A 24960-nucleotide genomic window follows, 5' to 3' on the forward strand; every position below is an offset into this window, starting at 1 on the left:
CCTTGTCAGAGCTGCTCGGCGATGGCTTCGGCGGCGTCGGCCGGGCCGTTGGCGGCGGCGTACAGCTTCTGGATTCGTTCGGCGGCTTCGTGATGGGTCTCGGTGTCGAGCATCTGGGTGGCGAGCTCGGTGAGGGTGCTCGCGCGGCGGGCGGCGCCGAGGCGTTCGACCAGGACGATGTTGAGGTCCTGCTCGATGTGCAAGGGGATGCCGAGGAGCGGCGTACCGCTGGCCATGGCCGTCTGGACGCTGCCCTGGCCGCCGGTGGTGACGGCGAGGTCGACCTGTGGCATGACTAGGTGGCTGGGGAGGACGCCGTCGATGAGGATGCGGTCGGTGGCCAGGTCGCCGAGGTCGTGGATGGTGCCGGCGACGAGGATTCGTACGTCGAGGCGGCTCAGCTCGGCGATCGCCGTACGGACCTGCGCGGGCGGCGTCGACGTCATGGCGAGGTAGATGGTCGGGCCGGGGCGATCGAGGAACGACTGCACCCTGGCCGGCATCGGCAGGTTGAGTTGGGCGAACAGTGGCCCGACCGCGCGGAGTCGTGCGCCGGCTCGATAGCCCTTGCCGGGAGTCCATGCAGCCAGGTCGGCGGCCGAGATCCCCAGCACTTCCGGAACCTCGGGCACCAACGAGAGATCGCCGAGCAGGAGCGCTGCCAGGCTTGGGATCTGCTCGACGCCGAGCTCGGACGCGACGCGGTTGAAGCCACCGCAGTACGCCGTGATCCGGTTGGGCGACCTGTTGATCAGGAACCGGGCCAGCCAGTCCGGTGCGTGCTTCAACCGCGGATCGACCGGGTGGGTCGGCGCCGGGAGCAGGCGACGCTCGAAGACCGGCGGCACGAAGCTCCCGGCGTGTTCGGTGATCACGCGTACGCCGGTCAGCCGCGACGACAGCAACGTGGTCAGCGTGAATCCCGTGACGGCGACCGTGATCCCGTGAGCGCGGAAGTACTCCGCCTCGGCCGCGATGTACGTCCGGATCTCGGCGTCGTCGTACATGCTCTGCCGGGGATCGCCGAGGCCGACGGCCGAACCGACGAAGGCGGCGGCGCGGGTGGCGGACAGTCCGGGACCGATGACGTCGTACTCGATCCCGGCTTCGGTCAGCAGGCGCTCGTGCGGACCGCCGTGGGTGGCGACCCGGACCTCGATGCCGAGTGCGGTGAGGGCCCGGTGGAGCTCGAGCATCCGGGAGGTCTCGGACAGGTAGGCGCAGTGCGGCAGTAAGCAGATCACGGTTGCCCCCTTCGATGTTGGTAGGTAATATATTGCCTATGTCCTCCAGGAGCAAGAAGCTGTTCGGGATCGGGGCGGGTTCGGAGCTGGCGCCGTCGGTGCGGGCGTTCCGGACGACGTTGGTGCTGGCGCAGAAGCTGCGCTACGAGATGGACGAGCGACTGCGGGCGGACGGATTGACCACGCAGCAGGCCGCGCTGATCACCGCCGTGAAGGCGATGGGGAAGCCGTCGCTCGCGGAGGCCGCGGCCGCGCTGGGGAGCACGCATCAGAATGTCGCGCAGATCGTCGCGGCCCTGCAGCGCAAGGAGTTGCTGGCGGTCGAGCCGGATCCTGCCGACAAGCGTCGCAAGTTGCTATCAGCAACTAATCACAGTTCGGCGTACTGGCGGGAGCGGGACGCGGGCGACGTCGCGGCGATCGACGACTGGTTCGCCGACCTGAGTCCGGCCGAGCTCGAGACGTTCTGCGAGTTGGCCGAGCGTGTGATCGAAAGAGTCGGCCGTGATTAGGGCGGCGCTCGGAAGCACGGTGTTCTTCTTCGCTGCGCCGTGCATGGTCGGCGGCGTGATCCCGTGGTGGGTGAGCGGCTGGGCGGCGCCGCGGTTCTGGCCGGGATTCGTCGTGGTGGCGATCGGGGCGTTCGTCGTACTGCGGGCGTTCGTGCGGTTCGTCCGGGAAGGTCGCGGGACGCCGGCGCCGGTCGCGCCGACCGAGGAGTTGGTGGTCGGCGGCGAGTATCGCTTCGTCCGCAACCCGATGTACGTCGGCGTCGTCACCGCGATCTTCGGCCAGGCGCTCGTCTTCCTCGACTGGCGAGTCGTTGTGTACGGCGTGATCGCGTGGGCCGTGATGGCCGCGTTCGTGAAGGGCTACGAGGAGCCGATCCTGCAGGAGCAGTACGGCCGGCGGTACGAGGAGTACCGCCAGGCCGTACCTGCCTGGGTGCCTAGGTTCGCACCGCTCGGCCGTGGGCGTCGCGGAACAGGCTGACCGGGATCGGCCCGCGATGCAGGACATGCGGGATGTCGGCCCAGGGGAGCAGGGGTTCGGTTGTGTTGAGAGTGCGGAGTCGGTCGAGGGCCTTGGCTGACGGCGTGGACAGAGTGGCCACGGTCTCCGCGCTGTAAGGGATGTAGTCCTCGGCCGGTTGTGGCCGGAACAGCGGGTCGTGCCGTTTGAGCAGGATGCAGGTCTGGCGCGGGTCGAGCAGGTCGGCGTCGATGGTCCAGTAGGGGAGCGAGCCGGGGCCGATCCGGCCGGACTCGCGGAGCGCGTCGAAGATCGGCGCCGGATGGACCGGTGACAGGAAGACGACATCGGTCCAGGTGCAGTCGAGGAGCGGGATCGGACGGCTCAGCGCCTGCGGGCGGTCGGCGTACTTCTCGGCGTGGCGTTCGTACAGGTCGGGATAGCGCTCACGGAGTTGGTTCAGGGGGAGGATGTCGTCGCCGCGGATGTCGCCCGCGGCCTTGTAGAGAAGTGTCGGCATACACAAAAGCCTCCGAACACAGGAAGTCTGCGTCAGAGGCTTATATAGATTTTATCGGATGGCAGGGCCAGGTACGTTGACCGGCATGGACAAGCGCTTCCTCGGCCGGACCGGCCTGCAGGTCACCGAGCTGTGCCTCGGCACGATGACGTTCGGCAGTGAGACGGACGAATCCACCGCCCACCGGATCATAGACGAGTACGTCGCCGCCGGCGGCACGATGATCGACACCGCCGACACCTACTCCGCCGGCTCCTCCGAGGAGATCATCGGCAGCTGGCTGAAGAAACAGAACCGCGACGACCTGGTCATCGCCACCAAGGTGTACGGCGAAGCCGGCCCCGGACAGCCCGTTCGCGGTGCCGGGCGGAAGCACATCCTCGCCGGAGTCGAGGACAGTCTCCGACGGCTGCAGACCGACTTCATCGACCTCTACCAGATCCACGTCTTCGACGACGCGACCCCGCTCGAGGAGACGCTCAGCACTCTCGATGCGCTGGTGACCAGCGGGAAGGTCCGCTTCATCGGCGCGAGCAACCTGACCGGCTGGCAGTTGCAGAAGGCGATCGACCTCAGCCGCGGGCACGGCTGGGAGCCGTACGTCTGCCTGCAGCCGCTCTACAACCTGCTCGACCGCGACGCCGAGCTCGACCTGATCCCGGTCTGCCTCGCCGAAGGCGCCGGCGTGATCGCCTGGAGTCCGCTGGCCGGCGGCTGGCTGTCCGGGAAGTACAGCAAGGACGCCGGCGGTCCGCCCGAGGGCAGCCGCAGCAACCAGGCCGACTGGGACGCCCACGACAACGACCGGACCTGGCGCGTCCTGGACGCGGTGCGAGCGGTAGCAGACGAAGTACGCCGTACTCCGGCTCAGGTCGCGCTCCGCTGGGTCGTGCAGCGGCCGGGTCTGACCGCGCCGATCATCGGCGCCCGCACTCCGGAGCAGCTCGCCGACAACCTCGGCGCAACCGGCTGGAGCCTCACCGACGAGCAGATGGACCGGCTGACCGAGGCCGCCGACCGCCCGCTCCCGTACCCGCACAACATCCTGCAGCTGCCTCAGTTCGTCCGCCGTCAGGGCTGATATCTGCAGCTGTGCAAAGTTGCAGCATTAATAGTTTGCACTGACTGCAAGTTTTTCTTACCCTCGTTGTCATGGGGGCTGAGGGTGGGTTGCGCGAGCGCAAGAAGCTGCAGACACGCGCCGCGCTCGCCGACGCCGCGTTGCGGCTGGCGTTGGAGAAGGGGCCGGACCACGTCACGGTCGAGGAGATCGCCGAGGCGGCCGACGTCTCGGTGCGGACCTTCTTCAACTACTTCCCGCACAAGGAGCACGCGATCCTCGGGCGCAATCCCGAGCACCTCGAGCGGGCGCTGGAACGGATGCGGACCGCGCCCGCCGAGGAATCGCCGCTGACCACGATGTGGTACGCCGTCCAGGACGTCCTGCGCGACCTGGAGAACGACGGCGAACTGTCCCGCCGGGGTGAGCTGATCATGAGCTCCCCGACCCTGCTGTACCAGCTGATGCTGTCGAGTATCGACGACGAGCGGCAACTCACCGCCGCCCTCGCGGAACGGATGGGCGAACCGGCCGGCTCCACCCGCCCGGCGCTGATCGTCAGCGCCGCCGGCGCCGCCTGCCGGGTGGCGATGGAGCTGCACAAGGCCGCGCCTGGCCGGCCGGTCCTCGAGCTCGTCCGCGAAGGCTTCCAACTACTTGCCCAAGGCATCGATCCTGCCTTCGACCAGAGAGGTATCTCATGACGACGACGTCTTCATCCACGCCGGAACCGGCGGCGGATGAGGTCACCGCCGCTGTTGCACTCACCCCGCGGCAGACCGTGCAAGCCATGTCCGGTCTGATGATGGGGCTGTTCGTGGCCATCCTGGCCGGCACGATCGTGTCGACCGCGTTGCCGCGGATCATCCACGACCTGGGCGCGAGCCAATCCTCCTACACCTGGGTCGTCACGCTCGAGCTGCTGACGATGACGGCCACGGTGCCGTTGTGGGGCAAGCTGGCCGACCTCTACAACAACAAGCTGCTCGTCCAGCTGTCGCTGAGTTTCTTCGTCGTCGGTTCGCTGGTCGCGGGCTTCGCGCCGAACATCGAGGTACTGCTCGGCAGCCGGGTCCTGCAGGGTCTGGGCGGCGGCGGTCTGATCGCTCTCGTGCAGATCGTGATGGCGGCGATCATCCCGCCGCGTGAGCTCGGCCGGTACTCCGGCATCTTCGGCGCGATCTTCGCGTCGGCGACCGTCGGCGGACCGTTGCTCGGCGGCTTCCTGGTCGACTCGCCGCTCGGCTGGCGCGCCTGCTTCCTGGTCGGCGTCCCGTTCGTGCTCGCGGCGATCATCCTGCTGCAGCGGACGTTGAAGCTGCCGACGGTACGACGAGAAGTGAAGATCGACTGGTGGGGCGCGGTCCTGATCATGGGCGGCGTGAGTACGTTGCTGGTCTGGTCCTCGTTCGCCGGCAACAAGTTCGACTGGGTCTCCGGCTGGAGCTTCGGGCTGGTCGGGGCCGCGTTGGTGGTCCTCGTGGCCGCGGTGCTGGTCGAGCGGCGGCACCCCGAGCCGATCATCCCGATGGACCTGTTCCGCAACCGCACGGTGACGCTGTCGATCATCGCCAGCGCGCTGGTCGGTGTGTCGATGTTCGGCGGTTCGGTGTTCCTCGCGCAGTACTTCCAGATCGCGCAGGGCTACTCGCCGACCAAGGCCGGTCTGATGAGCCTGCCACTGATCATCGGCATGATGGTCGCGTCGACGATCGCCGGTGGACTGATCACGAAGTACGGCCGGTGGAAGATCTACCTGGTCATCGGCAGCGTGCTGCTGCCGATCGGGCTGGCGCTGTTCGGCACGATCGACGCGAACACGTCGAAGTACATGCTGTGGTCGTTCATGCTCGTGCTCGGTGTCGGCATCGGCCTGGTCATGCAGAACCTGGTGCTGGCCGCGCAGAACGACGTACCGGCCCGGGAGTTGGGCGCCGCCACGTCGGCGGTGAGCTTCTTCCGCAGCATGGGCGGCACGATCGGCGTCAGCGTGCTCGGCGCGATCCTGGCGAACAAGGTGACCGAGACGCTGAACCCGGGCGGCGGCTCGTCCGGCGGCGGTAGCGCCGTACCGAACATCAAGGATCTGCCGGAGCAGGTGCGGACGGTCGTCGAGAACGCGTATGGCGACGCCACCGCGGATCTGTTCATGATGTCGGTGCCGTTCGCGATCCTCGCGCTGGTCGCCGTTTTGTTCATCAAGGAGAAGGCGCTGCTCACCACTTCGGGAGCCGAGCGCCGCGCTGCTGAGGAGCCTGACATCCTGGATGCATGATCGTCGCATTCAGCATCAGCCCGTCGGCCGGTGACGAGACCGGAGGTGTGAGCGAGGCGGTGGCCGAAGCCATCCGCGTCGTCCGCGCCTCCGGTCTTCCCAACGAGACCAACGCGATGTTCACGAACATCGAGGGCGAGTGGGACGAGGTGATGGCCGTCGTGAAACAGGCCGTCGACGCGGTCGCCGCCGTCTCGCCCCGGGTCAGTCTGGTTCTGAAGGCCGACATCCGGCCCGGGTACACCGGCCAGCTCACCGCGAAGGTCGAGCGGATCGAGCAGGCGTTAGTGGACTGAGTTCAGGACGCCGACCACGTCGTCGTAGCGGTTCTCGCGTTCGGCGTGGCGGAGGAAGCGGACCCGGTCCACCAGGACCTCGTCGGTGTCGGGCTGGTGCTGGAGGATGCTCATCGCCTCGTCGAGGTACTCGTCGAGAGGCATCGCGCGCTCGTCGTTCTCCTGGTTCATCAGCGTGGTCTGCACAGCCGGCGGGACCAGCTCGATCACCTGGATGCCGGTGTCCGCGAGCTGGATCCGCAGGCTCTGGGTGTAGCTGTGGATCGCGGCCTTGGTCGCGCTGTACGTCGGCGTGATCGTCAACGGCACCGAGGCGAGACCGGAGGAAACGGTCAGGATCACCGGATCGGTCTGCTGCAGCAGGTACGGCGTGAAGGTCGCGATCGCCCGGATCGTGCCGAGCAGGTTGATGTCGATCGTCTGCTCCGCGGTCGGCAGGTGACCCGGATCGCGAAGGTCCTCGATCTGCATGATGCCGGCCATCGTGACCAGCACGTTGACGTCGTAGGTGCTCGTCACCTGCTCGAACGCGGCCGTGATCGAGGCGGGATCGGCGACGTCGAGGTAGATGCCCTCGATCCCGTCCTCGGCGGCGATCGTGTCGAGCAGGTCCTTGCGGCGGCCGCTGACGATCACGGTGTTGCCGAGGTCGCGGAACCTGCGGGCGAGCTCGAGGCCGATACCCGACGTACCGCCGGTCATGAAGATCGTGTTCCCGGTTGTTTTCATGGCTCCAGCCTGCGACCGGATGCCGATGGCAACCAGGCCGCGCTCAGCCACTGCTCCGCAAGCAGTGGATAACGCCCGTACGCCGTGGACACTGGACGTATGGAGTACGCCGAGCTGTCCGACTTCCTGCGCAAACGCCGGGAGGCCCTGCAACCCGAAGACGTGGGCATGCCCCGCGGGCGCAGGCGCCGTACCCCCGGTCTCCGTCGCGAGGAGGTCGCCGCGCTGGCGTCGATGTCCGCCGACTACTACAGCCGGCTCGAGGGCGGACGCGGCCCGCAGCCGTCGGTCGACATGCTCGGCGCGATCGCCCGCGCGCTCCGGCTGACACTCGAGGAGCGCGACCACCTGTTCCTGCTGGCCGGCCACGGTACGCCGCCGCGGACGACGCGAGCCTGCCACGTCGACCCCGGCATGCTGCGGATCCTCGACCGGCTGCACGACACCCCCGCGATGCTGCTGAACCGGTGTGGCGAGGTGCTCGCGCAGACACCGGCGCACGTCGCGTTCGCCGGTGAGCTGACCAATTTCCAGGGTATGGAGCGCAGCGAGGTCTACCGCTGGTTCGTGCATCCGGAGACCCGGGCGCTCTACGCGGACCCCGAGCTGACCACCCACAGCAAGCTGCTCGTCTCGATGCTGCGCACGACCGCCACGATCGACGGGCCCAAGTCGTACGCCGCGTCACTGGTGAAGGCCCTGCAGAAGCTGAGTCCGGAGTTCGTCGAGATCTGGGATGCGCACGAGGTCGTCGTCGCGCACAGTCAGACCAAGCGGTTCCGGCACCCGGCGGTCGGCGACCTCGAGCTGTACTGCGAGCTGATCGACAACCGGGACGGGCAGCAGACGCTGATCGTGTTCACCGCGGAACCGGGCAGCGAGAGCGCGGAGAAGCTGCAGTTGCTCAGCGTTCTGGGCAGTCAGGCGATGAACTCTGGACAGGGCTTTGATCGGGAGTTAATTTAAGTCCTGAAATTTCATAAGGTTCTGACGGAAAGGTCCGCCCCCATGCTTTCCGATCGATTTCGCCTGCCCGCATTCCTGCTCGCTCTGGTGCTGCTGATCAGCGGGCTCACCTCGACCGCGGTTGCCAAGGTCGAGGCGACCTTCAACGTGCTCGCGTTCTACAGCGGCACCTACGACGCCGCGCACATCGACTTCGAGAAGGAAGCGAATCAACGCTTCCCGCAGTTCGGTGCGCAGAACGGGTTCTCGTACACCTCGACCAACAACTGGGACCAGCTCAACAACCTGAGCGCATCGCAGTACCAGGTCGTCATGTTCCTCGACGACTCGCCGCACACCGATGCGCAGCGCAACGGGTTCAAGAACTACATGGACAACGGCGGCGCGTTCTTCGGCTTCCACGTGTCGGCGTACAACGACGCGAGCGGCGGCTGGCCGTGGTTCAACAACACGCTGCTCGGCACCGGCCGGTTCGTCTCGAACACCTGGGGACCGACCGCGGTCACGCTGAAGGCCGAGAACCGTTCGCACCCCGCGCTGGTCAACACCGGCGCGACGTTCCGCTCGTCGGTGAGCGAGTGGTACAGCTGGCAGATCGACCTGCGGAACAACCCCGACATCCAGATCCTGGCGTCGATCGACCCGTCCAGCTTCCCGGTCGGCACCGATCCCAACCAGACCTGGTACTCCGGCTACTACCCGATCATCTGGACCAACAAGAACTACAAGATGATCTACGCGAACTTCGGCCACAACGCGATGAACTACGAGACCAACACCCGGCTCTCGTCGACCTTCGACAGCCCGGCGCAGAACCAGTTCATGATGGACGCGCTGAAGTGGCTCGGTGGTGGCGGTACGACGCCGCCGGTCGACCAGCCGTCGCCGACCGCGTGGTACCAGGTCGCCAACAAGGGCAACGGGAAGTGCGTCGACGCGCGCGCGGCCGGGGTTGCGAACGGGACGGTCATCCAGCAGTACACCTGCAACGGCACGCAGGCACAGCAGTTCCAGTTCCAGCCGACGTCCGGTGGGTTCACGCGGGTCAACAACCGCAACGATGCGACGAAGGTGATCGATGTAACCGGGGTGTCTGCCGCGGACAACGCCGGCCTGCAGTTGTGGACGTACAGCAACGGGAACAACCAGCAATGGCAAGCCGTGTCCGAAGGCAGCGGCTACTTCCACTTCGTCAGCCGCTTCAGCAACAAATGCCTGACGGTCCCGGGCGGTTCCACGGCCGACAGCACCCAACTCGTCCAACTCACCTGCAACGGAAGTGCAGCGCAGTCCTTCAAGCTGACATGAACGGCGGTTAGATTGCCGCGCATGAGAATCCTGCGTGTGGCCGCTTTGGCGGCAGGAGGTTTGCTGTTGATGTCTCAGGTCATCCCCGCCCAGGCGCACGGCGGGCCGTCGTACCGCTGGGAGCTGACGCCGACCGGAAGTACGGCGCAGTTCCGCGGGCTGGCGGCGGTCAGCAAGGACGTCGCCTGGGTGGGTGGGACCGAGGGGACGGTACTGCGAACCGTCGACGGCGGGAGGCACTGGCAGAACGTCAGCCCGGCCGGTGCGTCGGCGCTGCAGTTCCGCGATGTGGAGGCGTTCGACGCGAAGCGCGCTGTCGCGTTGTCGATCGGGACAGGCGAGGACTCCCGGGTCTACCGCACCGCCGACGGCGGCAAGTCCTGGACCGAGACGTTCCGGAACACCGACCCGAACGCGTTCTACGACTGCTTTGCGTTCAACGACGACAAGCACGGGCTCGCGATGAGCGACCCGGTCGACGGGAAGTTCCGGATCGCGGCGACGTCGGACGGCGGCAAGTCGTGGAAGGTGCAGTCGAACGCCGGGATGCCGGCCGCGCTGCCCGGCGAGTTCGCGTTCGCGGCGAGCGGGACCTGTCTGGTCGCCGGGCCTGGCCGTACTGCGTGGTTCGCGACCGGTGGCGGCGACCGGCCGCGGGTGTTCCGGACGAGCGACGGCGGCCGGCACTGGCGGGTCTCGGACTCGCCGATGGCCAGCGGCATGGCCGCCGGCATCTTCAGCCTCGCGTTCCGGAACCCGTTGTTCGGCGTCGCGGTCGGCGGTGACTTCGAGAAGCCGGACGAGGCGGTGAAGGCGGCCTCGATTACGTACGACGGCGGCCGCACCTGGAAGCTCGTGCCCGCGGACAAGGCGCCGAAGGGGTACCGCAGCGGCTCGCACTTCGTACCGTGGTCGCCGTCGACCGTGGTCGCGGTCGGACCGTCCGGGAGCGATGTGAGCTTCGACGGCGGGCGCAGCTGGAAGCAGTTCTACTACGGCAGCTTCGACAGCGTCGAATGCGCCGGCCACGGCTCCCACGCCGGCTGCTGGGCTTCAGGCGCGAAGGGCGCCGTTGGTCGCCTGGTGCACTGACCGTTCAGACCGGCGACACTCGCTCGTTGTGCGAGTGTCGCCGGTTTTCCGGAAGTATGAGCGCATGCGTAAATTGCTAACGGTCCTGGTGGGGTTCCTGATCGCGGTGCCGACCGTTGCCGCTGCCAATCCTGACGCCGCACGGCCGGAGCGGCCGCTGACGGTGATGACCTACAACATCCATCACGGCGCGGGGATCGACGGGGTCCTCGATCTCGAGCGGATCGCCGTACTGATCGAGCAGTCCGGGGCCGACGTGATCGGGCTCCAGGAGGTCGACCGGCACTGGGACGTGCGCAGCAACTGGGTGGACCAGCCGGCCTGGTTCGCCGCACGGCTCAAGATGCACTACGCGTACGCCGCCAACCTCGACCTCCCGCCGGTGAGCCCGGGCGAGCCGCGGCGCCAGTATGGGACCGCGATCCTGTCGAAGTACCCGATCAAGGACTTCAAGAACACGCTGCTGCCGCTGTACCCGACCGGCGAGCAGCGCGGTCTCGCGGTCGCGAAGATCAAGGTTCGTGGGGCCGACCTACGGTTCGCGAACACGCACCTGACCAGCAACAACAACGCCGAGCGGCTGGAGCAGGCGCAGAAGGTGGTCGAGCTGCTCGGTAAGTCGAAGACCCCGACGCTGCTCGTCGGCGACCTGAACGCGACGCCGGAAGCGCCGGAGATCAAGACCCTGACCGCGGTGTACGACGACACCTGGACCGAGGTCGGCGTCGGCCCGGGCTACACGATCGAGGCAGGCAACCCGACCAAGCGGATCGACTTCCAGCTGCACAGCGCGGGCCTGCGCGCGGTGAAGGCCGCCGTACCGGTCACGCCGGCCTCGGATCACCTCCCGGTGGTCGCCTCGTTCGCCCTCCGCTGAACACCTGACGCGTCACAAAACGCCCTCCGGCTTCGGCGGAGGGCGTTTTTGCGCGCCGACCTGCGTCTTCGCGGAATTACAAGCTTGTAGTTTGTCAAGTCGACACACGGGTGAAACAAAGTTACTTGTGTGAAAGCTGTTCCCAATGGGGCTGTAGGCAACTAGTGTCACGTATGTGGTCCAGGAGGACCAAAAGTTCACGAACCCTGGGGAAGGGGTTCGTGACCGGCGGAAGGAACGATCCCGATGCGGACGCCCCTCAGGGCCACGTCCGGCGGGCGGGTCGGGAGCACTGGGAAGACCGGTAGGGCACTGCTCTCCGGGGTGCTCGCGATCTGTCTGGCCGGCACGATGGTCATCCAGCCCCTTGCGGCCGAGGCTGCCAAGCCGAAGCCGCCGGTGATCCCGTCCAAGGCCGCGGTCGAACGGGCCAAGCAGGCCGCAGCCTCCAAGGCCGCCCAGGTCGCGACCATCGAGCGCCAGCTGGCCGCGGCGAACGCGCGGCTCGAGCAGCTCGGTATCGAGTCCGGCATCGCCGACGAGGCGTACAACGGCGCCGTCTACCGGCTCCAGCAGGCCAAGGCCGAGGCGGCTGCCGCCGCGGCCCGGGCGACCGAGGCGGAGAAGACGCTCGCCACCCAGCGGGCGCAGATCGGCCGGTTCGCCGCCGCGTCGTACCAGGGCGGTGGCGACGTGGCGAAGATCGCGCCGCTGTTCACCGCGAACGGTCCGCAGGATCTGCTCGACTCTGCAGGCGCGGCGCGCTCGGTGTCCGCCGCGATGCAGGGTTCGTACCTGCGGTTCTCGGCGACCCAGGTGATGACCAACCTGTTCAAGGTGCAGGCCGACCAGGCGGTCGTGAAGGTGAAGAAGGCGACCGACGAGGCGGCGAAGGCGAAGAAGGCCGCCGAGGACGCGGAGGCCGCTCAGTCCGCGGCCGTGACAGCGATCGGGGTGCAGCGCACGAAGTCGATCGCGCAGCTCGCCGTACTGCAGAACACGTCGGTGAAGGTGGCTGCCCAGCGGCAGCGGGGACTCGAGGAGCTTGCGCGACAACGAGCCGCCGCTCTCGCCGCGAAGAAGGCCGCCGAGCTGAAGCGCCGGATCGCCGCCCGCGAGGCCGCGGAACGCCGCGCCGAGGCCGCCGAACGAGCCCGGGAAGCAGCCGAGGAGGCCCGGCAGGAGAAGGAAGAGCAGAAGCAGAACCACGGCAAGAAGCCGCCGAAGCACCACAAGCCGAAGCCGAGCAACGACAACAACGGCGGTGGCGGCAATGGTGGCGGGCACAGCTCGGGCGGCAGCGCGCGGGACGCGATCAACTTCGCGCTGAGGCAGCTCGGCGACATGTACCTGTGGGGCGCGACCGGGCCGTCGCGCTGGGACTGCTCCGGTCTGACCCAGGGCGCCTGGGAGCGGGCCGGTGTCCAGCTCCCGCACTACAGCGTCGCGCAGTACGAGCAGATCCAGCACATCGACGAGGACGAGCTGCGGCCGGGTGACCTGATCTTCTGGGCGACGAACCCGAGCGACCCGGGGACCATCCACCACGTCGCCATGTACCTCGGCAACGGGCAGATGATCCACGCGCCGCGGACCGGGAAGCCGGTGCAGATCGACAGCGTCTACTACTGGATCCCGCCGAACTTCTTCGGCCGTCCCTGACCACTTACTCCCTAGACCAGCCGGTGTCCGCCGTCGGCGTGAAGAACGGTGCCGGTGATGAAACCATTGCGCAGCAGGGCGATGATGGCGGCCGCGATGTCCTGGGTCCGGCCGATGCGGCCGACCGGGAGGCGGTCCGCCATCGCGGCCAAGGTGGCGGGCGCCGCGTCGCCGGCGACGTCCTGCCAGATCGGGGTGTCGACCCAGCCGGGGGACACCACGTTGACCCGGATCGGCGCGAGCTCGACCGCGAGCGCCGCGGCCAATGAAGCAAGTGCGCCGTTGAGTGCCGCGAGCAACGATGCGCGCGGTCCGGGCCGGTACGCCGCGATCCCTGAGGTGAACACGATCGAGCCGCCGGGCTCGAGTACCGACGCGCCGTGCTTGGCGAGCAGCAACGGTCCGAGCAGCTTGGAGTCGACCGCGGAGCGGGCCGCGTCGACGTCGTACTCGCTGATCGGCTGGTAGGCGCCGCCGACATCCGCGGCGGTCGTGACGACGTGGTTCACCTTGCCGGTGGTGGCGAAGAGTCGTTCGATATCGCGCTCGATTCCGAGGTCCATGGCAACGGTGTGTACGCCGAGCTCCCGGCGTACTGCCTCGAGCTTGCCGGGTGAGCGGCCCGCGATCGTGACTTCGCTGCCTTGGGCAACGAGCTCAGCGGCGAGAGCGTGGCCCATGCCGGAGCTGCCGCCGACGATCACTACGTGTTCCTGCACTGAATCTCCTTCGGTGGTTGACGTTTCGAGCCAACCACCGGACGAGTCAGTCGACCACGACTTGTTGGCTAACGATCGTTAGTCCGGGGCCAACGGTCATCGCCTGGAGCACCGGGTTGCGCGAATCGGTGCGCCAAACAGCGGCGTACCGGGCGATCAGCGGGCTGCCTTCGATGGGTCGCCAGACGACGTCCGGCGTGGCGGCGCGACGGGATCCGAGGCTGATGGCGGACCTCCGGACGAGCAGCGCCGAGCGGAGCTGCGAGTGGCTCATGCTGATATCGCTCAGCCGTACGCCGGGGCCGAGCCGGCGGAGCAGATCGTCGTGGAACTCCGGCGCCGCCGCGCGCGGGATCCAGATCAGCTCGAGGTCGGTCAGATCGTCGAGGGTCAGCACCGGACGGGCGGCCAGCGGGTGGGTCGCAGTCAGCAGTACGCCGAGCTCCTCGGCGGCGAGGTGTTCGGAAGTGATTGCTGAGGGCAACGTTATCGGCGTACGGACCAGGCCGAGGTCGATCTCGCCGGCGGTCAGCATCCGGAGCTGATCGGTGGTGGTGCCGGCCTCGAGCGTGACCGTGCTGTTCGGGAAGCGTTCGGTGGCGAGCTGTTCGAGGGCGGCGGGGAGCCAGCCGGGGATGCCGTTCAGCAGCCCGAGTCGCAGGACCGGTTCGTCCAGGCCGGCGGCCCGGCGCGTGTCCTTCAGCGCCAGGCCGGCCGCCTGGATGGTTTCGCGGGCGCGGGCCAGGAAGACCTGGCCGGCCGGGGTGAGCTCGACGCCGCGGCTGTGCCGGATCAGCAGGGTCGTACCGACCTCGCGTTCGAGCTGCTTGATCTGCTGGCTCAGGGTCGGGGTGGAGATGTAGAGGCGTTCGGCTGCTTTACCGAAATGGAGTTCCTCGGCAACGCCCACGAAGTACCGCATCTGCCGAAGCTCCACTTGGTCATGGTTTCACGGGATGGCGATGAGGCGGCCGAGGTTCTCGCGGGCGTCGAGGGTTTCGTGGATCCGGGCCACGTCGGTGAGTGGGTGGGTGGCGTGGACGACCGGGCGGAGGTCGCCGGACTGCCAGCGGCGGATGACCTCGGCGATGTCGGCGCGGGCCTCGTCGGGGCGGGCCTGCTGCCAGCCGTACAGGGAGACGCCGGTGAGGGTCCGGAGCTGGAGACCGAGCACCGGGACGGCCGGGACTTCGGTGGTGATGGCGCCGTACGAGACCATCCTGCCGAGGGGCTTCACCAGTTCGAGGCCCTGGTCGAAGACCATGCCGCCGACCGCGTCGAGGACGGTGTCGACGCCGTCCGGGGCGAGGGCGCGGACCTTGGCCGGCCAGTCGGGATCGGTGAGGTCGACCGGCTCGGCGCCGAGGTCGCGGATGAAGTCGAGCTTCTTCGCGGAGGACGCCGTACCGATGATCGTCTTCGGGTCGTAGAACCGGGCCAGCTGGGTGGCGAGGTGGCCGATGGTGCCCGCGGCGGACTGGATCAGGACCGTGCCGCCGGCCGGGACGTGACCTGACTCGAGGACTCGGAGTGCGAGCGGGGCGGTCAGCGACATCATCGAGGCCTCGCCCGCGTCGGCATCGTCGGGGATCGACGCGAGGAACCCGGCATCGGCGACGGTGTAGTCGGCGAAGGCGTCCACGGTGAGCGCCGAGACGCGCTGGCCGACGGCCACGCCGGGCGGGGTGTCGGCGCCGAGCTTGACGATCCGGCCGACGACGTCGCCGGTGAGGGTGCCGGGGAGCGGACGGTCCCAAGGCGAGCCGCCGCGGCGGAGTACGGCGTCGATCGCGTTCGCACCGATCGCCTCGGCCTTGATCAGGACCTGGCCGGTGCCGGGTTCGGGTACGTCGACCTCCTCGAGCTGGAGGACTTCGGGGCCGCCGTGACGGTAGAAGCGCACTGCGCGCATTGTGGGATCTCCATATCGTGGGAGCCAGAAATAATAGGAGACTCCCACGATAACCCCAGGGGTGAGCGATGCCAATAGAGTTGGGGGGTGAAGAAAGGGCCGACGCATCGGCTGGCCGACCGGGTGCTGTGGGCGCTGGGGCGGTCGAGTCAGCATGCCCAGCGGTTGGTCCGGCAGCACATGACCGAGGCCGGTGTCCGGACGCAGCACTATCACGTGCTCGCGAGCCTGGCCGACGACGGCGAGGCTGCTCAGGCGACGCTTGCCGACCGCATCGGCTTCGACCGCAGCGATCTGGTCACGCTGCTCGACGAGCTCGAGGAGCTGAAGTTGCTGGCGCGGCGGGTCGACCCGGCCGACCGGCGCCGCAAGATCGTTGCCATCACCCCGGACGGCGAGAAGCAGCTGGACGCGATGGACGAGCTCATCCTCGCCGCCGAGGCGGACCTGCTGGAGCCGTTGACGGCAGCGGAGCGCAAAACCCTGCTGGGCCTGCTCCGCCGCCTGTCAGGCGATTAGTGACCTTCGGTCTTCAGACGCTGGAAGGAGGCGGTGATCTCGGCCTCGGCGTCGGAGCGGCCGACCCAGGTGGCGCCCTCGACCGACTTGCCGGGTTCGAGGTCCTTGTAGACCTCGAAGAAGTGCTGGATCTCGAGCCGGTCGAACTCCGGCACGTGGTGGATGTCGCGCAGGTGCTCCTGGCGCGGGTCACCGGCCGGGACGCAGAGCACCTTGTCGTCCGGGCCCTTCTCGTCGGTCATCCGGAACATGCCGATCGCCCGGGCCTTGATCAGGCAGCCGGGGAACGTCGGCTCGGTGAGCAGGACGAGTGCGTCCAGCGGGTCGCCGTCCTGACCGAGGGTGTCCTCGATGAACCCGTAGTCGGACGGATACTGGGTGGCCGTGAACAGCGTCCGGTCCAGTCGGAGCCGACCGGTCTTGTGGTCGAGCTCGTACTTGTTGCGGGTGCCCTTGGGGATCTCGATGAAGACGTCGAACTCCATACGGCAGATACTGTCACGGTTCCGACCGACCGAATGACAGGAGCAGCCAGGTGGCACGACCTGCCCGTGCGGCATTCGTCACGCTGCTCACTACGGCGCTGTGCACCAGCATGGGCGCCGGCCTGGTGAGCAGTGCAGGCGCCGTACCCGGATCAGTCCGGACCACACAGCAGGCACCGCCCGTTCTGGCACCCGCGACCACCGAGGGCGTCGCCCCGACGGCGGCCGGAGTCGGCAAGGCGCTCGCTGCCGTCCTCAAGGACCCGTCACTCGGCTCGCACCACGGTGTCTATGTGTACGACGCCTCCCGCGGCAAGCCGGTGTTCTCGGTCGGGGCGGCGACGCCGTACACGCCTGCCTCGACTCTGAAGCTCCTGACCACGGTCTCGGCGCTGGCGACGCTGGGGCCGGACCACACCTTCGCCACCAAGGTCGTGAGCGCGGGCAAGGGCTCGATCGTCCTGGTCGGCGGTGGCGACCCGCTGCTCGCGGTGAAGCAGGCAACCGACTACCCGACGCGCGCAACGCTGCAGACGCTCGCGGCGAGTACTGCGAAGGCGTTGAAGGCGCAAGGCGTCACGCGGGTCACCCTCGGGTACGACGCGTCGCTGTTCACCGGTCCGGCGGCCAATGCGAACTGGGAAGCCAACTACATCCCGGAGGGGATTGCCGCGCCGACGACGGCGCTGTGGGTGAACGAGGGCCGCATCTCACCAGGTATGGCCAAGCGGGCGACCTTGCCGGCCCAGGCCGCAGCCACGTCGTTCTCGAAGTTGCTGGGTACGTACGGGATCACGGTGGCGCCGACCGTCAAGGCCGCGACAGCTCAGGCCAAGGTGGCGCCGCTGGCGCAGGTGAAGTCGCCGACGCTCGGGCAGATCGTCGAGTACATCAACCAGCACAGCGACAACGACGGTGCCGAGGTGCTGCTGCGGCAGGTCGGCATCGCGACGGGCAACGGCGGTTCGTACGTCGGTGGCGTCAAGGGTGTGCGCGCCACGCTCACCAAACTCGGTCTGGATGTCAGCAAGGCCCGCATCTACGACGGCAGCGGTCTGACCCGGGCGAACAAGGTTCCGCTCGACCTGCTCGCCGGTGCGGTCCGGGTGGCGATCTCCAAGGACCACCCGGAGCTGCGGCATCTCCTGAGCGGACTCCCGATCGCGGGCTTCAACGGAAGCCTCAGGGAGCGGTTCACCACCGCCGGGACCGGCACGGGGACCGGACTGGTCCATGCCAAGACCGGCACGCTGACCGGTGTCCATAGCCTCGCTGGGTACGCCCGCGACCGCTCCGGCACGCTCCTGGTGTTCGCTGTCGCCAGCGACAGCGTCCCGGTCCCGAAGACCCTCGACGCCCGCGCGGCCCTCGACCGGACCACGGCTGCCTTGGCCAACTGCGGCTGCTGATCAGCCCCACATGTTGGGACATAGCACTAGGGTCGTTGTATGAGTACGGCTGAAGGCGAGACCACGACCGAGATGGTCGACTGGCAGCTGGCGACCGGTGTGGCGCGGAAGTTGTTGCGCCCCGGCCCGGCGGTCAGCCGCGCGGAGGCGGACCAGGTGGTCGCGGAGCTGCGGCAGTTCGCGGCCGAGTCCGAGGGGCACGTACGCGAGTTCACCGGGCTGCAGGCCACGTCGGCCACCGCTCCGGTGGTCATCGTGGACCGGCCCGGCTGGGTGCAGGCGAACGCGGACGGCTTCCGGACCGTGCTGCAGCCGCTGGCGGACAAGCTGCGCGAGAAGGCGGACCGGACGACCGGTCTGTCCTCTGCGGTCGGCTCACGGGTGACGGGGATCGAGGCCGGTGCGCTGCTGGCGTTCCTGTCCTCCCGGGTGCTCGGCCAGTTCGATCCGTTCTACCCGGCCCAGCCGGACCCGGATCGGCCTCACCTGACCGGTCGGCTGCTGCTCGTGGCACCCAACGTCATGCACGTGGAGACCGAGCTCGACGTCGTACCGCGGGACTTCCGGCTGTGGGTGTGTCTGCACGAGGAGACGCACCGGGTGCAGTTCACCGCCGTGCCGTGGCTGCGGGACCACCTGCGGTCCGAGATCGCCCTGTTCCTGGACCAGGCCGAGCTGGACGCGTCGGCGTACGCCGCGATGTTCCGGGAGGCTGTGCAGCGGCTGGGACGGTCGGTGCGTGGTGAGGCCGAGCTGAGCCTGGTGGACCTGATGCAGTCGCCGGAGCAGCGTGCGGTGCTGGACCGGCTGACCGCGGTCATGTCGTTGCTGGAGGGCCATGCGGACTTCGTGATGGACGGGGTCGGCCCGTCGGTCATTCCGACCGTCGAGCACATCCGGTCCAAGTTCACGTCCCGCCGGCAGAGCGGCAATCCGGTGGACCAGCTGCTGAAGCGGCTGCTCGGGCTGGACGCGAAGCTGCGGCAGTACAAGGACGGTGCGGCGTTCGTACGCCGCGTGGTCGACCAGGTCGGTATGGAGGGCTTCAACCGGGTCTGGACCGGCCCGAACACGCTGCCGACCAAGAACGAGATCGCGAACCCCGATGCCTGGGTCGCCCGACTCCACGGCTGAGTCAGCCGTGGAGGAGTTGGTCGAGCGCAGACGAGGGAAGCTGCACCCGGCCATAGCTCGCGCCCGGGAGGCCGTCCGGGCGACGTTGGCCGAGCTGCCGCAGGGGACCACGGTGCTGGTCGCCTGCTCCGGCGGCACGGATTCACTCGCTCTTGCGGCTGCGACCGCCTTCGAGGCGCCCAAGCTCGGCCTGCGCGCCGGAGCGGTCATCGTCGACCACGGCCTACAGCCGGACTCCGCCCACGTTGCCGCGACCGCGGCTGAGCAGTGCCGGACGTTAGGGCTCGACCCTGTCCAGGTACGTGCGGTGGAGGTCGGCAGCGACGGCGGTCCGGAGGCAGCGGCTAGGGCTGCGCGGTACGACGCTCTGCGGGACGCGGCGGACGAGTTGGCAGCGGACGTCGTACTGCTGGCTCACACTCGTGACGATCAGGCCGAGACTGTCCTACTGGGGCTGGGACGTGGCTCCGGCGGGCGGTCCCTGGCGGGGATGGCTCCGGCGGTCGGCCGGCTGCGCAGGCCGTTCCTGGAGGTACCGCGGGCCACAACCGCGGCGGCGTGCATCGCCTCGGGGCTCCGGCCGTGGCATGACCCGCACAACGACGACCCGCAGTACACGCGGGTGCGGGTGCGGCACGAGGTGCTGCCGGTGCTGGAGGAGGCGCTGGGGCCCGGCGTGGTCGAGGCGCTGGCCCGTACGGCGGGACTGCTCCGGGCGGACGCCGATGCGCTCGACCTACTCGCTGCGGACGTTGCCGAGACCGCACTGAGCCGTGCCGAGGGCGAGGTGCGCGCGGACGTCGGCGTACTGACCGATGAGCCCACTGCGATCCGGACGCGGGTACTGCGGCAGGCCGCGCTGGAAGCCGGTTGCCGGGCCACGGACCTGACCGCGGGGCACGTCGCCGCGGTCGACGCGTTGGTGACCGACTGGCGCGGCCAGCGCTGGATCGACCTACCACAGGGCATCCGCGCGATCCGCAAGGGCGGATTCATCATCCTCGGCCCGGATGTGACAGGCTGACGGCTGTGGATGCGGCGGACATCGAGAAGGACCTGACCAAGATCCATTACACCGAGGACCAGATCCTCGCGAAGCTGCGGGAGCTGGCAGCGCGGATCGAGGCCGACTACGAGGGCAAGGACCTGTTGCTGGTCGGGGTCCTGCGTGGCGCGGTGATGGTGATGGCCGACCTGGCCAGGTCGTTCAGCCGGCACGTGGAGATGGACTGGATGGCCATCTCGTCGTACGGCTCGGGCACCAAGTCGTCGGGTGTGGTGCGGATCCAGAAGGACCTCGACACCGACATCACCAACCGGCACGTGCTGATCGTCGAGGACATCATCGACACCGGGCTCACGCTGAGCTGGCTGGTCAGCAACCTGGAGTCACGCAAACCCGCCTCGCTCGAGCTGTGCACCGCGTTCGTGAAGCCGGACGCCGCCAAGATGCGGGTCCCGGTCAAGTACGTCGGCCTGGAGCTGCCGGACGAGTTCGTCGTCGGCTACGGTCTGGACTACGCCGAGAAGTACCGGAACCTGCGCTGTGTGGCCACGCTGGCCCCGCACGTCTACTCCTGACCGGCTCCCACAAGGCAGACTTGGTGACGGCCTGTACAACGGGTCGTACTGTCCTTTGGTGACCCTCGTGCTGTGTTGTCTTGTGCGACACGAGACACTTGGACTGGTATTACCGTCACAAGCCCGCCACATCCGGGCCTGCCGAGCTAGGAGGGACGGGGCCTAGGCCCCGATCATGGACGTGAAGCGCATCTTCCGCGGACCCCTGTTCTGGATCGTCGTCGCCTTCCTGGGCGTTCTGGTGATCGGGCAGCTCCTGACCGGCTCGACCGGGTACAAGACCGAAGCCACCGGCCAGGTCGTCCAGCTGATCCAGCAGGCCAAGTCGTCGAGCGACAAGACGATCAAGTCGGTGACGCTGATCGACCCCGACCAGGAGATCCGGGTCGAGAAGACCGACGGCACCAAGCTCCGGGCGCACTGGGTCGACGGCCAGGCCGAGACGCTGGGCACCGACCTGCAGTCCCTGTTCCAGGACGGCAAGATCGAGCGGTACGACGTCGAGAACCCGAAGCCGAGCTTCATCGGCCAGGTGTTCTCCACGCTGATCCCGTTCCTGCTGATCGCGGTGGTCTTCATCTTCTTGATGAACTCGATGCAGGGCGGCGGCTCGCGGGTGATGAGCTTCGCCAAGTCGAAGGCCAAGCTGATCACCAAGGACACCCCGAAGACCACGTTCGCCGACGTCGCGGGCTGTGACGAGGCGGTCGAGGAGCTCGGCGAGATCAAGGAGTTCCTGCAGGAGCCCGGGAAGTTCCAGGCGGTCGGCGCGAAGATCCCGAAGGGCGTGCTGCTCTACGGCCAGCCCGGTACCGGTAAGACGCTGCTGGCCCGCGCGGTCGCCGGCGAGGCGGGTGTGCCGTTCTACTCGATCTCCGGTTCGGACTTCGTCGAGATGTTCGTCGGTGTCGGTGCCTCCCGGGTCCGCGACCTGTTCGAGCAGGCCAAGACGAACGCCCCGGCGATCGTGTTCATCGACGAGATCGACGCCGTCGGCCGGCACCGTGGTGCGGGCCTCGGCGGTGGTCACGACGAGCGCGAGCAGACGCTGAACCAGCTGCTGGTCGAGATGGACGGCTTCGACGTCCGCGGCGGTGTGATCCTGATCGCGGCCACCAACCGGCCCGACGTGCTCGACCCGGCGCTGCTGCGCCCGGGCCGGTTCGACCGGCAGATCGCCGTCGACGCGCCGGACCTGCCCGGTCGGACGCAGATCCTCAAGGTCCACTCCCGCGGCAAGCCGATGGCGCCGGACGTCGACCTGACCGCGGTCGCCCGCCGTACTCCGGGTATGACCGGCGCCGACCTGGCCAACGTGCTGAACGAGGCGGCCCTGCTGACCGCCCGGTCGAACGCGCAGGTCATCGACAACCGCGCGCTGGACGAGGCGATCGACCGCGTGATCGCCGGCCCGCAGCGCCGTACCCGCCTGATGTCGGACAAGGAGAAGGTGCTCACCGCGTACCACGAAGGTGGACACGCGCTGGTCGCCGCGGCCCTGCCGCACTCCGACCCGGTGCAGAAGGTGACGATCCTGCCGCGTGGCCGCGCGCTCGGCTACACGATGGTGATGCCGGACGAGGACAAGTACTCGACCACCCGGTCGGAGATGCTGGACAAGCTGGCCTACATGCTCGGTGGCCGCGCGGCCGAGGAGATGGTCTTCCACGACCCGACCACCGGCGCGAGCAACGACATCGAGAAGGCGTCGGCGCTGGCCCGGGCGATGGTCACGCAGTACGGCATGACCGAGCGGCTGGGCGCGATCAAGTTCGGCCAGGACAGCAGCGAGCCGTTCCTCGGCCGTGACTTCGGCAGCCAGCGGAACTACTCCGAGGAGATCGCGGCCGCGGTCGACGAGGAGGTCGGCAAGCTGATCCTGAACGCGCACCAGGAGGCCTTCGACATCCTGGTCGAGAACCGCGCGGTCCTGGACCACCTGGTCGAGGAGCTGCTCGAGAAGGAGACGCTGGACAAGCACCAGATCGCGCGGATCTTCGAGCCGGTGATCATGCGGGAGCGGCGGCCGGCCTGGACCGGCTCGTCCACCCGGGTGCCGTCGGACCAGCCGCCGGTGATGCCGACCGGCAGCAACGGCCGCGCCGAGCAGAACGGTTCGCTGCACGACGTACTGCCGGGCGGCTCGGTCGGTCCGGACGAGGCCATCCGGCCGACGGACTACGGCAGCGGGCCGACCCCGCCGAACAAGCAGTAGCAACAACTCGAGCGCCGCCACCCATCGGGTGGCGGCGCTGCTGTTTACAGTGGCCGGATGACCTCACCGAATTTCGACCACGAGCGGGCGGCACGCGCCGTACGGGAGCTGCTGTTCGCGATCGGGGAGGACCCGGACCGCGAAGGGCTGCGGGACACCCCGGACCGGGTGGCCCGCTCGTACGCCGAGATCACCGCGGGCCTCGGTCAGACCGCCGAGGACGTGCTGACGACCACGTTCGCGCTGGAGCACGATGAGATGGTGCTGGTGAAGGACATCGAGGTCTGGAGTCTGTGTGAGCACCACCTGGTCCCGTTCACCGGCGTCGCGCACGTCGGGTACATCCCGAGCCGGGACGGCCGCATCACCGGACTGTCGAAGCTGGCCCGACTGGTCGACGTGTACGCGAAACGACCGCAGATCCAGGAACGGCTGACCACTCAGGTCGCCGAATCGCTGGTCGAGATCCTCGAACCGCGCGGCGTGATCGTGGTGATCGAGTGCGAACACCTGTGCATGACCATGCGAGGTGTCCGGAAACCGGGCGCGAAGACGATCACCTCCGCGGTCCGCGGCCAGTTGCGCAACCCGGTCACCCGCGCGGAGGCGATGAGCCTGATCGTCGGCTGAGCCGTAGCCCCGGGACCCCTGACTTCGTTGGAGTTTAGGAGTCCGGCACTATGGACATTCTGTCGCTGAGCGTTTACTTTCCGTAGTGGCACTCGGCCAACGGGGACCAGAGTGCCGGTGTGAGGAGGACAGGATGTCGGGGCGTTTCCGGGTCGGCGCCGCATTGGCCGGGGTCGTCGTCCTGACGGCCGGCGGGCTGGTCGCGGCCAACTGGGCCACCGCGGACACGCGGACCAAGACCCCGCAGAAGACCACCCAGAAGCAGACCGAGGATCCGCTGGTCGCGGAGACCCTGGAGTCGCAGCTCGGGTCCGACTCGGGTGTGGTGGGCAGCTATTACGACAACGGCGAGCTGATCGTCGCCGTGTCCGATCTCGCGACCGCGCAGCTGGTCCGCCAGATCGGTGCGATCCCGCGCCTGGTCCGCTTCACCGCCCGCCAGCTGAACGCCGTACAGGGCGAACTGAACAAGCTGGCCATGACGTCCAGCGCCGGCAAGGTGCGCTCGTGGTACGTCGATCCCGTCTCGGGGACCGTGGTCGTCTCGGTGCCGAAGGGTGCACACGACTCGATCACCAACCGGTTCCTGTCCCGCGCCGTGGCGAACGGCGAGCGGGTGACGGTCCGCCAGGTGGTGGGGACGATCCGCCCGACCGCGGACGACTTCAGCCTGCGCGGCGGCGTACAGGTCGACAAGAACACCGGGTACGTCTGCTCGCTCGGCTTCAACGCCCGGACCCGCAAGGGCAACCGGATCTTCCTGACCGCGGGCCACTGCACGGCGGGCAAGCCGTCGTTCTCCCGGAACGGATACATCCTCGGCAACACGTACACCTCGAGCTTCCCGGGCAACGACTTCGGCTCGGTCGGCGTGATCGAGGGCTGGGACCAGCAGGGGTACGTCGAGGGCTGGGGCGCCGGCAACGTCGCGGTCAAGGGGCTCGCGGACGCCACCGTCGGATCGACGCTGTGCAAGTCGGGGAAGAGCACCGGCTGGACCTGCGGGCGGATCGTCGCGAAGAACGTCACGGTGAACTACGGCAACAACCGGATCGTCCGCGGCCTGTTCCAGCACACCGCCTGCGTGGAGGCGGGCGACTCCGGCGGCGCAAACATGACCGGCAACTATGCGCAGGGCATCACCAGCGGCGCGGCCCTGCTCAACGGCCAGTGCCTGGAGAAGTCAGGCCAGACCAACGAGTCGTACTCGCAGCCCATCGCCGAGGTTCTGCAGTCCACCCAGTCCCGCCTGATCCTCGCCAACTGAGCCCAGCCGAGCTGCTGCCGGCAGAAATGTGCGGCTGGTTGCTGGACTGGGGGATGCGCCTACTACGGTGTGTGGGTGGGAAACGGAT

The 24960-nt window shown here is 68.2% G+C and carries 26 protein-coding genes; 19 read left to right on the top strand and 7 right to left on the bottom strand.

The features are described 5' to 3' along the window. Window positions 1-5: 5 nt before the first annotated feature. A complete protein-coding gene (locus FDA38_RS24780; protein ID WP_137256448.1) occupies window positions 6-1244 on the bottom strand; it encodes a glycosyltransferase family protein in 1239 nt (412 codons plus the stop codon). A gap of 38 nt (window positions 1245-1282) precedes the next feature. Here FDA38_RS24780 and FDA38_RS24785 point away from each other — a divergent pair, with 38 nt between their 5' ends. Together FDA38_RS24785 and FDA38_RS24790 are read left to right on the top strand one after the other, a co-directional pair. Continuing rightward, the gene (locus FDA38_RS24785) at window positions 1283-1756 is read left to right on the top strand and encodes a MarR family winged helix-turn-helix transcriptional regulator (RefSeq protein ID WP_170989851.1); all 474 of its coding nucleotides are present in this window, start codon (window positions 1283-1285) and stop codon (window positions 1754-1756) included. Next, on the top strand, window positions 1749-2237 hold the full coding sequence (locus tag FDA38_RS24790; RefSeq protein ID WP_202877802.1) for a methyltransferase family protein: 489 nt from the start codon (window positions 1749-1751) through the stop codon (window positions 2235-2237). Before FDA38_RS24785 ends, FDA38_RS24790 begins: the two co-directional genes overlap by 8 nt. On the opposite strand, the gene FDA38_RS24795 is transcribed toward FDA38_RS24790, so the two are convergent. Beyond that, on the bottom strand, window positions 2194-2736 hold the full coding sequence (locus tag FDA38_RS24795; RefSeq protein ID WP_137256450.1) for a hypothetical protein: 543 nt from the start codon (window positions 2734-2736) through the stop codon (window positions 2194-2196). The two genes, FDA38_RS24790 and FDA38_RS24795, sit on opposite strands and share 44 nt — an antisense overlap. A gap of 58 nt (window positions 2737-2794) precedes the next feature. Between FDA38_RS24795 and FDA38_RS24800 the strand changes: the two genes are divergently transcribed. The 4 genes from FDA38_RS24800 to FDA38_RS24815 all read left to right on the top strand — a co-directional run bounded on the left by FDA38_RS24800 (window position 2795) and on the right by FDA38_RS24815 (window position 6367). After that, window positions 2795-3817 carry an aldo/keto reductase gene (locus FDA38_RS24800; RefSeq protein ID WP_233714905.1) on the top strand — a complete coding sequence of 341 codons (1023 nt, stop codon included), beginning with the start codon at window positions 2795-2797 and terminating at the stop codon, window positions 3815-3817. A 71-nt stretch (window positions 3818-3888) separates the two neighbouring features. Beyond that, on the top strand, window positions 3889-4500 hold the full coding sequence (locus tag FDA38_RS24805) for a TetR family transcriptional regulator (protein ID WP_137256451.1): 612 nt from the start codon (window positions 3889-3891) through the stop codon (window positions 4498-4500). Continuing rightward, entirely contained in the window at window positions 4497-6071 is a 1575-nt protein-coding gene (locus FDA38_RS24810; protein WP_137256452.1) for an MDR family MFS transporter, read from the top strand. The genes FDA38_RS24805 and FDA38_RS24810 overlap by 4 nt, the downstream gene beginning before the upstream one ends. Beyond that, window positions 6068-6367 (top strand): thiamine-binding protein, encoded by a 300-nt coding sequence (locus tag FDA38_RS24815; RefSeq protein ID WP_137256453.1) that lies wholly within the window; start codon window positions 6068-6070, stop codon window positions 6365-6367. The genes FDA38_RS24810 and FDA38_RS24815 overlap by 4 nt, the downstream gene beginning before the upstream one ends. Here FDA38_RS24815 and FDA38_RS24820 read toward each other — a convergent pair. Beyond that, window positions 6356-7096 carry an SDR family oxidoreductase gene (locus tag FDA38_RS24820; RefSeq protein ID WP_137256454.1) on the bottom strand — a complete coding sequence of 247 codons (741 nt, stop codon included), beginning with the start codon at window positions 7094-7096 and terminating at the stop codon, window positions 6356-6358. The two genes, FDA38_RS24815 and FDA38_RS24820, sit on opposite strands and share 12 nt — an antisense overlap. A 99-nt stretch (window positions 7097-7195) precedes the next feature. Between FDA38_RS24820 and FDA38_RS24825 the strand changes: the two genes are divergently transcribed. From FDA38_RS24825 to FDA38_RS24845, 5 genes are all read left to right on the top strand, one after another. Then, on the top strand, window positions 7196-8062 hold the full coding sequence (locus FDA38_RS24825; RefSeq protein ID WP_137256455.1) for a helix-turn-helix transcriptional regulator: 867 nt from the start codon (window positions 7196-7198) through the stop codon (window positions 8060-8062). Window positions 8063-8104: 42 nt separating this feature from the next. Beyond that, on the top strand, window positions 8105-9370 hold the full coding sequence (locus FDA38_RS24830; protein ID WP_137256456.1) for an RICIN domain-containing protein: 1266 nt from the start codon (window positions 8105-8107) through the stop codon (window positions 9368-9370). Window positions 9371-9391: 21 nt separating this feature from the next. Beyond that, on the top strand, window positions 9392-10462 hold the full coding sequence (locus FDA38_RS24835; protein ID WP_137256457.1) for a WD40/YVTN/BNR-like repeat-containing protein: 1071 nt from the start codon (window positions 9392-9394) through the stop codon (window positions 10460-10462). 64 nt (window positions 10463-10526) lie between these two features. Then, entirely contained in the window at window positions 10527-11339 is an 813-nt protein-coding gene (locus FDA38_RS24840; RefSeq protein WP_137256458.1) for an endonuclease/exonuclease/phosphatase family protein, read from the top strand. Between the two features lie 246 nt (window positions 11340-11585). Next, complete coding sequence (locus FDA38_RS24845) at window positions 11586-13001, top strand: C40 family peptidase (protein ID WP_137256459.1); 1416 nt, start codon at window positions 11586-11588, stop codon at window positions 12999-13001. Window positions 13002-13012: 11 nt separating this feature from the next. On the opposite strand, the gene FDA38_RS24850 is transcribed toward FDA38_RS24845, so the two are convergent. Genes FDA38_RS24850 through FDA38_RS24860 form a run of 3 tightly spaced genes read right to left on the bottom strand, consistent with a single transcriptional unit; the run spans window position 13013 to window position 15623 of the window. Further along, on the bottom strand, window positions 13013-13720 hold the full coding sequence (locus tag FDA38_RS24850; protein ID WP_202877803.1) for an SDR family oxidoreductase: 708 nt from the start codon (window positions 13718-13720) through the stop codon (window positions 13013-13015). Window positions 13721-13766: 46 nt separating this feature from the next. Then, a complete protein-coding gene (locus FDA38_RS24855; protein WP_137256460.1) occupies window positions 13767-14657 on the bottom strand; it encodes a LysR family transcriptional regulator in 891 nt (296 codons plus the stop codon). Between the two features lie 12 nt (window positions 14658-14669). Then, window positions 14670-15623 carry a quinone oxidoreductase family protein gene (locus FDA38_RS24860; RefSeq protein ID WP_202877804.1) on the bottom strand — a complete coding sequence of 318 codons (954 nt, stop codon included), beginning with the start codon at window positions 15621-15623 and terminating at the stop codon, window positions 14670-14672. 96 nt (window positions 15624-15719) lie between these two features. Between FDA38_RS24860 and FDA38_RS24865 the strand changes: the two genes are divergently transcribed. Then, entirely contained in the window at window positions 15720-16151 is a 432-nt protein-coding gene (locus FDA38_RS24865) for a MarR family winged helix-turn-helix transcriptional regulator (RefSeq protein ID WP_137256462.1), read from the top strand. Here FDA38_RS24865 and FDA38_RS24870 read toward each other — a convergent pair. After that, on the bottom strand, window positions 16148-16636 hold the full coding sequence (locus tag FDA38_RS24870) for an inorganic diphosphatase (RefSeq protein WP_130442133.1): 489 nt from the start codon (window positions 16634-16636) through the stop codon (window positions 16148-16150). The genes FDA38_RS24865 and FDA38_RS24870 overlap by 4 nt on opposite strands. A 50-nt stretch (window positions 16637-16686) precedes the next feature. Between FDA38_RS24870 and dacB the strand changes: the two genes are divergently transcribed. The 7 genes from dacB (at window position 16687) to FDA38_RS24905 (ending at window position 24872) form a co-directional block, all read left to right on the top strand. Beyond that, window positions 16687-18045 (top strand): D-alanyl-D-alanine carboxypeptidase/D-alanyl-D-alanine endopeptidase, encoded by a 1359-nt coding sequence (dacB, locus tag FDA38_RS24875; RefSeq protein WP_137256463.1) that lies wholly within the window; start codon window positions 16687-16689, stop codon window positions 18043-18045. A gap of 39 nt (window positions 18046-18084) precedes the next feature. Continuing rightward, window positions 18085-19179, top strand: coding sequence for a zinc-dependent metalloprotease (locus tag FDA38_RS24880; protein ID WP_137256464.1), 1095 nt, complete (start codon window positions 18085-18087; stop codon window positions 19177-19179). A gap of 7 nt (window positions 19180-19186) precedes the next feature. Next, window positions 19187-20203, top strand: coding sequence for a tRNA lysidine(34) synthetase TilS (gene tilS, locus FDA38_RS24885; protein ID WP_233714906.1), 1017 nt, complete (start codon window positions 19187-19189; stop codon window positions 20201-20203). A gap of 5 nt (window positions 20204-20208) precedes the next feature. Beyond that, window positions 20209-20760, top strand: a complete 552-nt coding sequence (hpt, locus tag FDA38_RS24890; protein ID WP_130443709.1) for a hypoxanthine phosphoribosyltransferase — start codon at window positions 20209-20211, stop codon at window positions 20758-20760. A 175-nt stretch (window positions 20761-20935) separates the two neighbouring features. Then, the gene (gene ftsH, locus FDA38_RS24895) at window positions 20936-22975 is read left to right on the top strand and encodes an ATP-dependent zinc metalloprotease FtsH (RefSeq protein WP_137256466.1); all 2040 of its coding nucleotides are present in this window, start codon (window positions 20936-20938) and stop codon (window positions 22973-22975) included. A 57-nt stretch (window positions 22976-23032) separates the two neighbouring features. After that, window positions 23033-23605 carry a GTP cyclohydrolase I FolE gene (folE, locus tag FDA38_RS24900; protein ID WP_137256467.1) on the top strand — a complete coding sequence of 191 codons (573 nt, stop codon included), beginning with the start codon at window positions 23033-23035 and terminating at the stop codon, window positions 23603-23605. 133 nt (window positions 23606-23738) lie between these two features. Continuing rightward, window positions 23739-24872, top strand: coding sequence for a S1 family peptidase (locus tag FDA38_RS24905; RefSeq protein WP_137256468.1), 1134 nt, complete (start codon window positions 23739-23741; stop codon window positions 24870-24872). Window positions 24873-24960: the final 88 nt, after the last annotated feature.

This window comes from Kribbella jiaozuonensis (genome assembly GCF_005233875.1).
GTDB lineage: Bacteria > Actinomycetota > Actinomycetes > Propionibacteriales > Kribbellaceae > Kribbella > Kribbella jiaozuonensis.

Bases quoted from the DNA above. Each gene is read 5' to 3' on its own strand.
- FDA38_RS24785 (WP_170989851.1), top strand. From the start codon at position 1,283: ATGTCCTCCAGGAGCAAGAAGCTGTTCGGGATCGGGGCGGGTTCGGAG.
- FDA38_RS24795 (WP_137256450.1), bottom strand. From the start codon at position 2,736: ATGCCGACACTTCTCTACAAGGCCGCGGGCGACATCCGCGGCGACGAC.
- FDA38_RS24800 (WP_233714905.1), top strand. From the start codon at position 2,795: ATGGCAGGGCCAGGTACGTTGACCGGCATGGACAAGCGCTTCCTCGGC.
- FDA38_RS24805 (WP_137256451.1), top strand. From the start codon at position 3,889: ATGGGGGCTGAGGGTGGGTTGCGCGAGCGCAAGAAGCTGCAGACACGC.
- FDA38_RS24810 (WP_137256452.1), top strand. From the start codon at position 4,497: ATGACGACGACGTCTTCATCCACGCCGGAACCGGCGGCGGATGAGGTC.
- FDA38_RS24815 (WP_137256453.1), top strand. From the start codon at position 6,068: ATGATCGTCGCATTCAGCATCAGCCCGTCGGCCGGTGACGAGACCGGA.
- FDA38_RS24820 (WP_137256454.1), bottom strand. From the start codon at position 7,096: ATGAAAACAACCGGGAACACGATCTTCATGACCGGCGGTACGTCGGGT.
- FDA38_RS24825 (WP_137256455.1), top strand. From the start codon at position 7,196: ATGGAGTACGCCGAGCTGTCCGACTTCCTGCGCAAACGCCGGGAGGCC.
- FDA38_RS24830 (WP_137256456.1), top strand. From the start codon at position 8,105: ATGCTTTCCGATCGATTTCGCCTGCCCGCATTCCTGCTCGCTCTGGTG.
- FDA38_RS24835 (WP_137256457.1), top strand. From the start codon at position 9,392: ATGAGAATCCTGCGTGTGGCCGCTTTGGCGGCAGGAGGTTTGCTGTTG.
- FDA38_RS24840 (WP_137256458.1), top strand. From the start codon at position 10,527: ATGCGTAAATTGCTAACGGTCCTGGTGGGGTTCCTGATCGCGGTGCCG.
- FDA38_RS24845 (WP_137256459.1), top strand. From the start codon at position 11,586: ATGCGGACGCCCCTCAGGGCCACGTCCGGCGGGCGGGTCGGGAGCACT.
- FDA38_RS24870 (WP_130442133.1), bottom strand. From the start codon at position 16,636: ATGGAGTTCGACGTCTTCATCGAGATCCCCAAGGGCACCCGCAACAAG.
- FDA38_RS24880 (WP_137256464.1), top strand. From the start codon at position 18,085: ATGAGTACGGCTGAAGGCGAGACCACGACCGAGATGGTCGACTGGCAG.
- ftsH (WP_137256466.1), top strand. From the start codon at position 20,936: ATGGACGTGAAGCGCATCTTCCGCGGACCCCTGTTCTGGATCGTCGTC.
- folE (WP_137256467.1), top strand. From the start codon at position 23,033: ATGACCTCACCGAATTTCGACCACGAGCGGGCGGCACGCGCCGTACGG.
- FDA38_RS24905 (WP_137256468.1), top strand. From the start codon at position 23,739: ATGTCGGGGCGTTTCCGGGTCGGCGCCGCATTGGCCGGGGTCGTCGTC.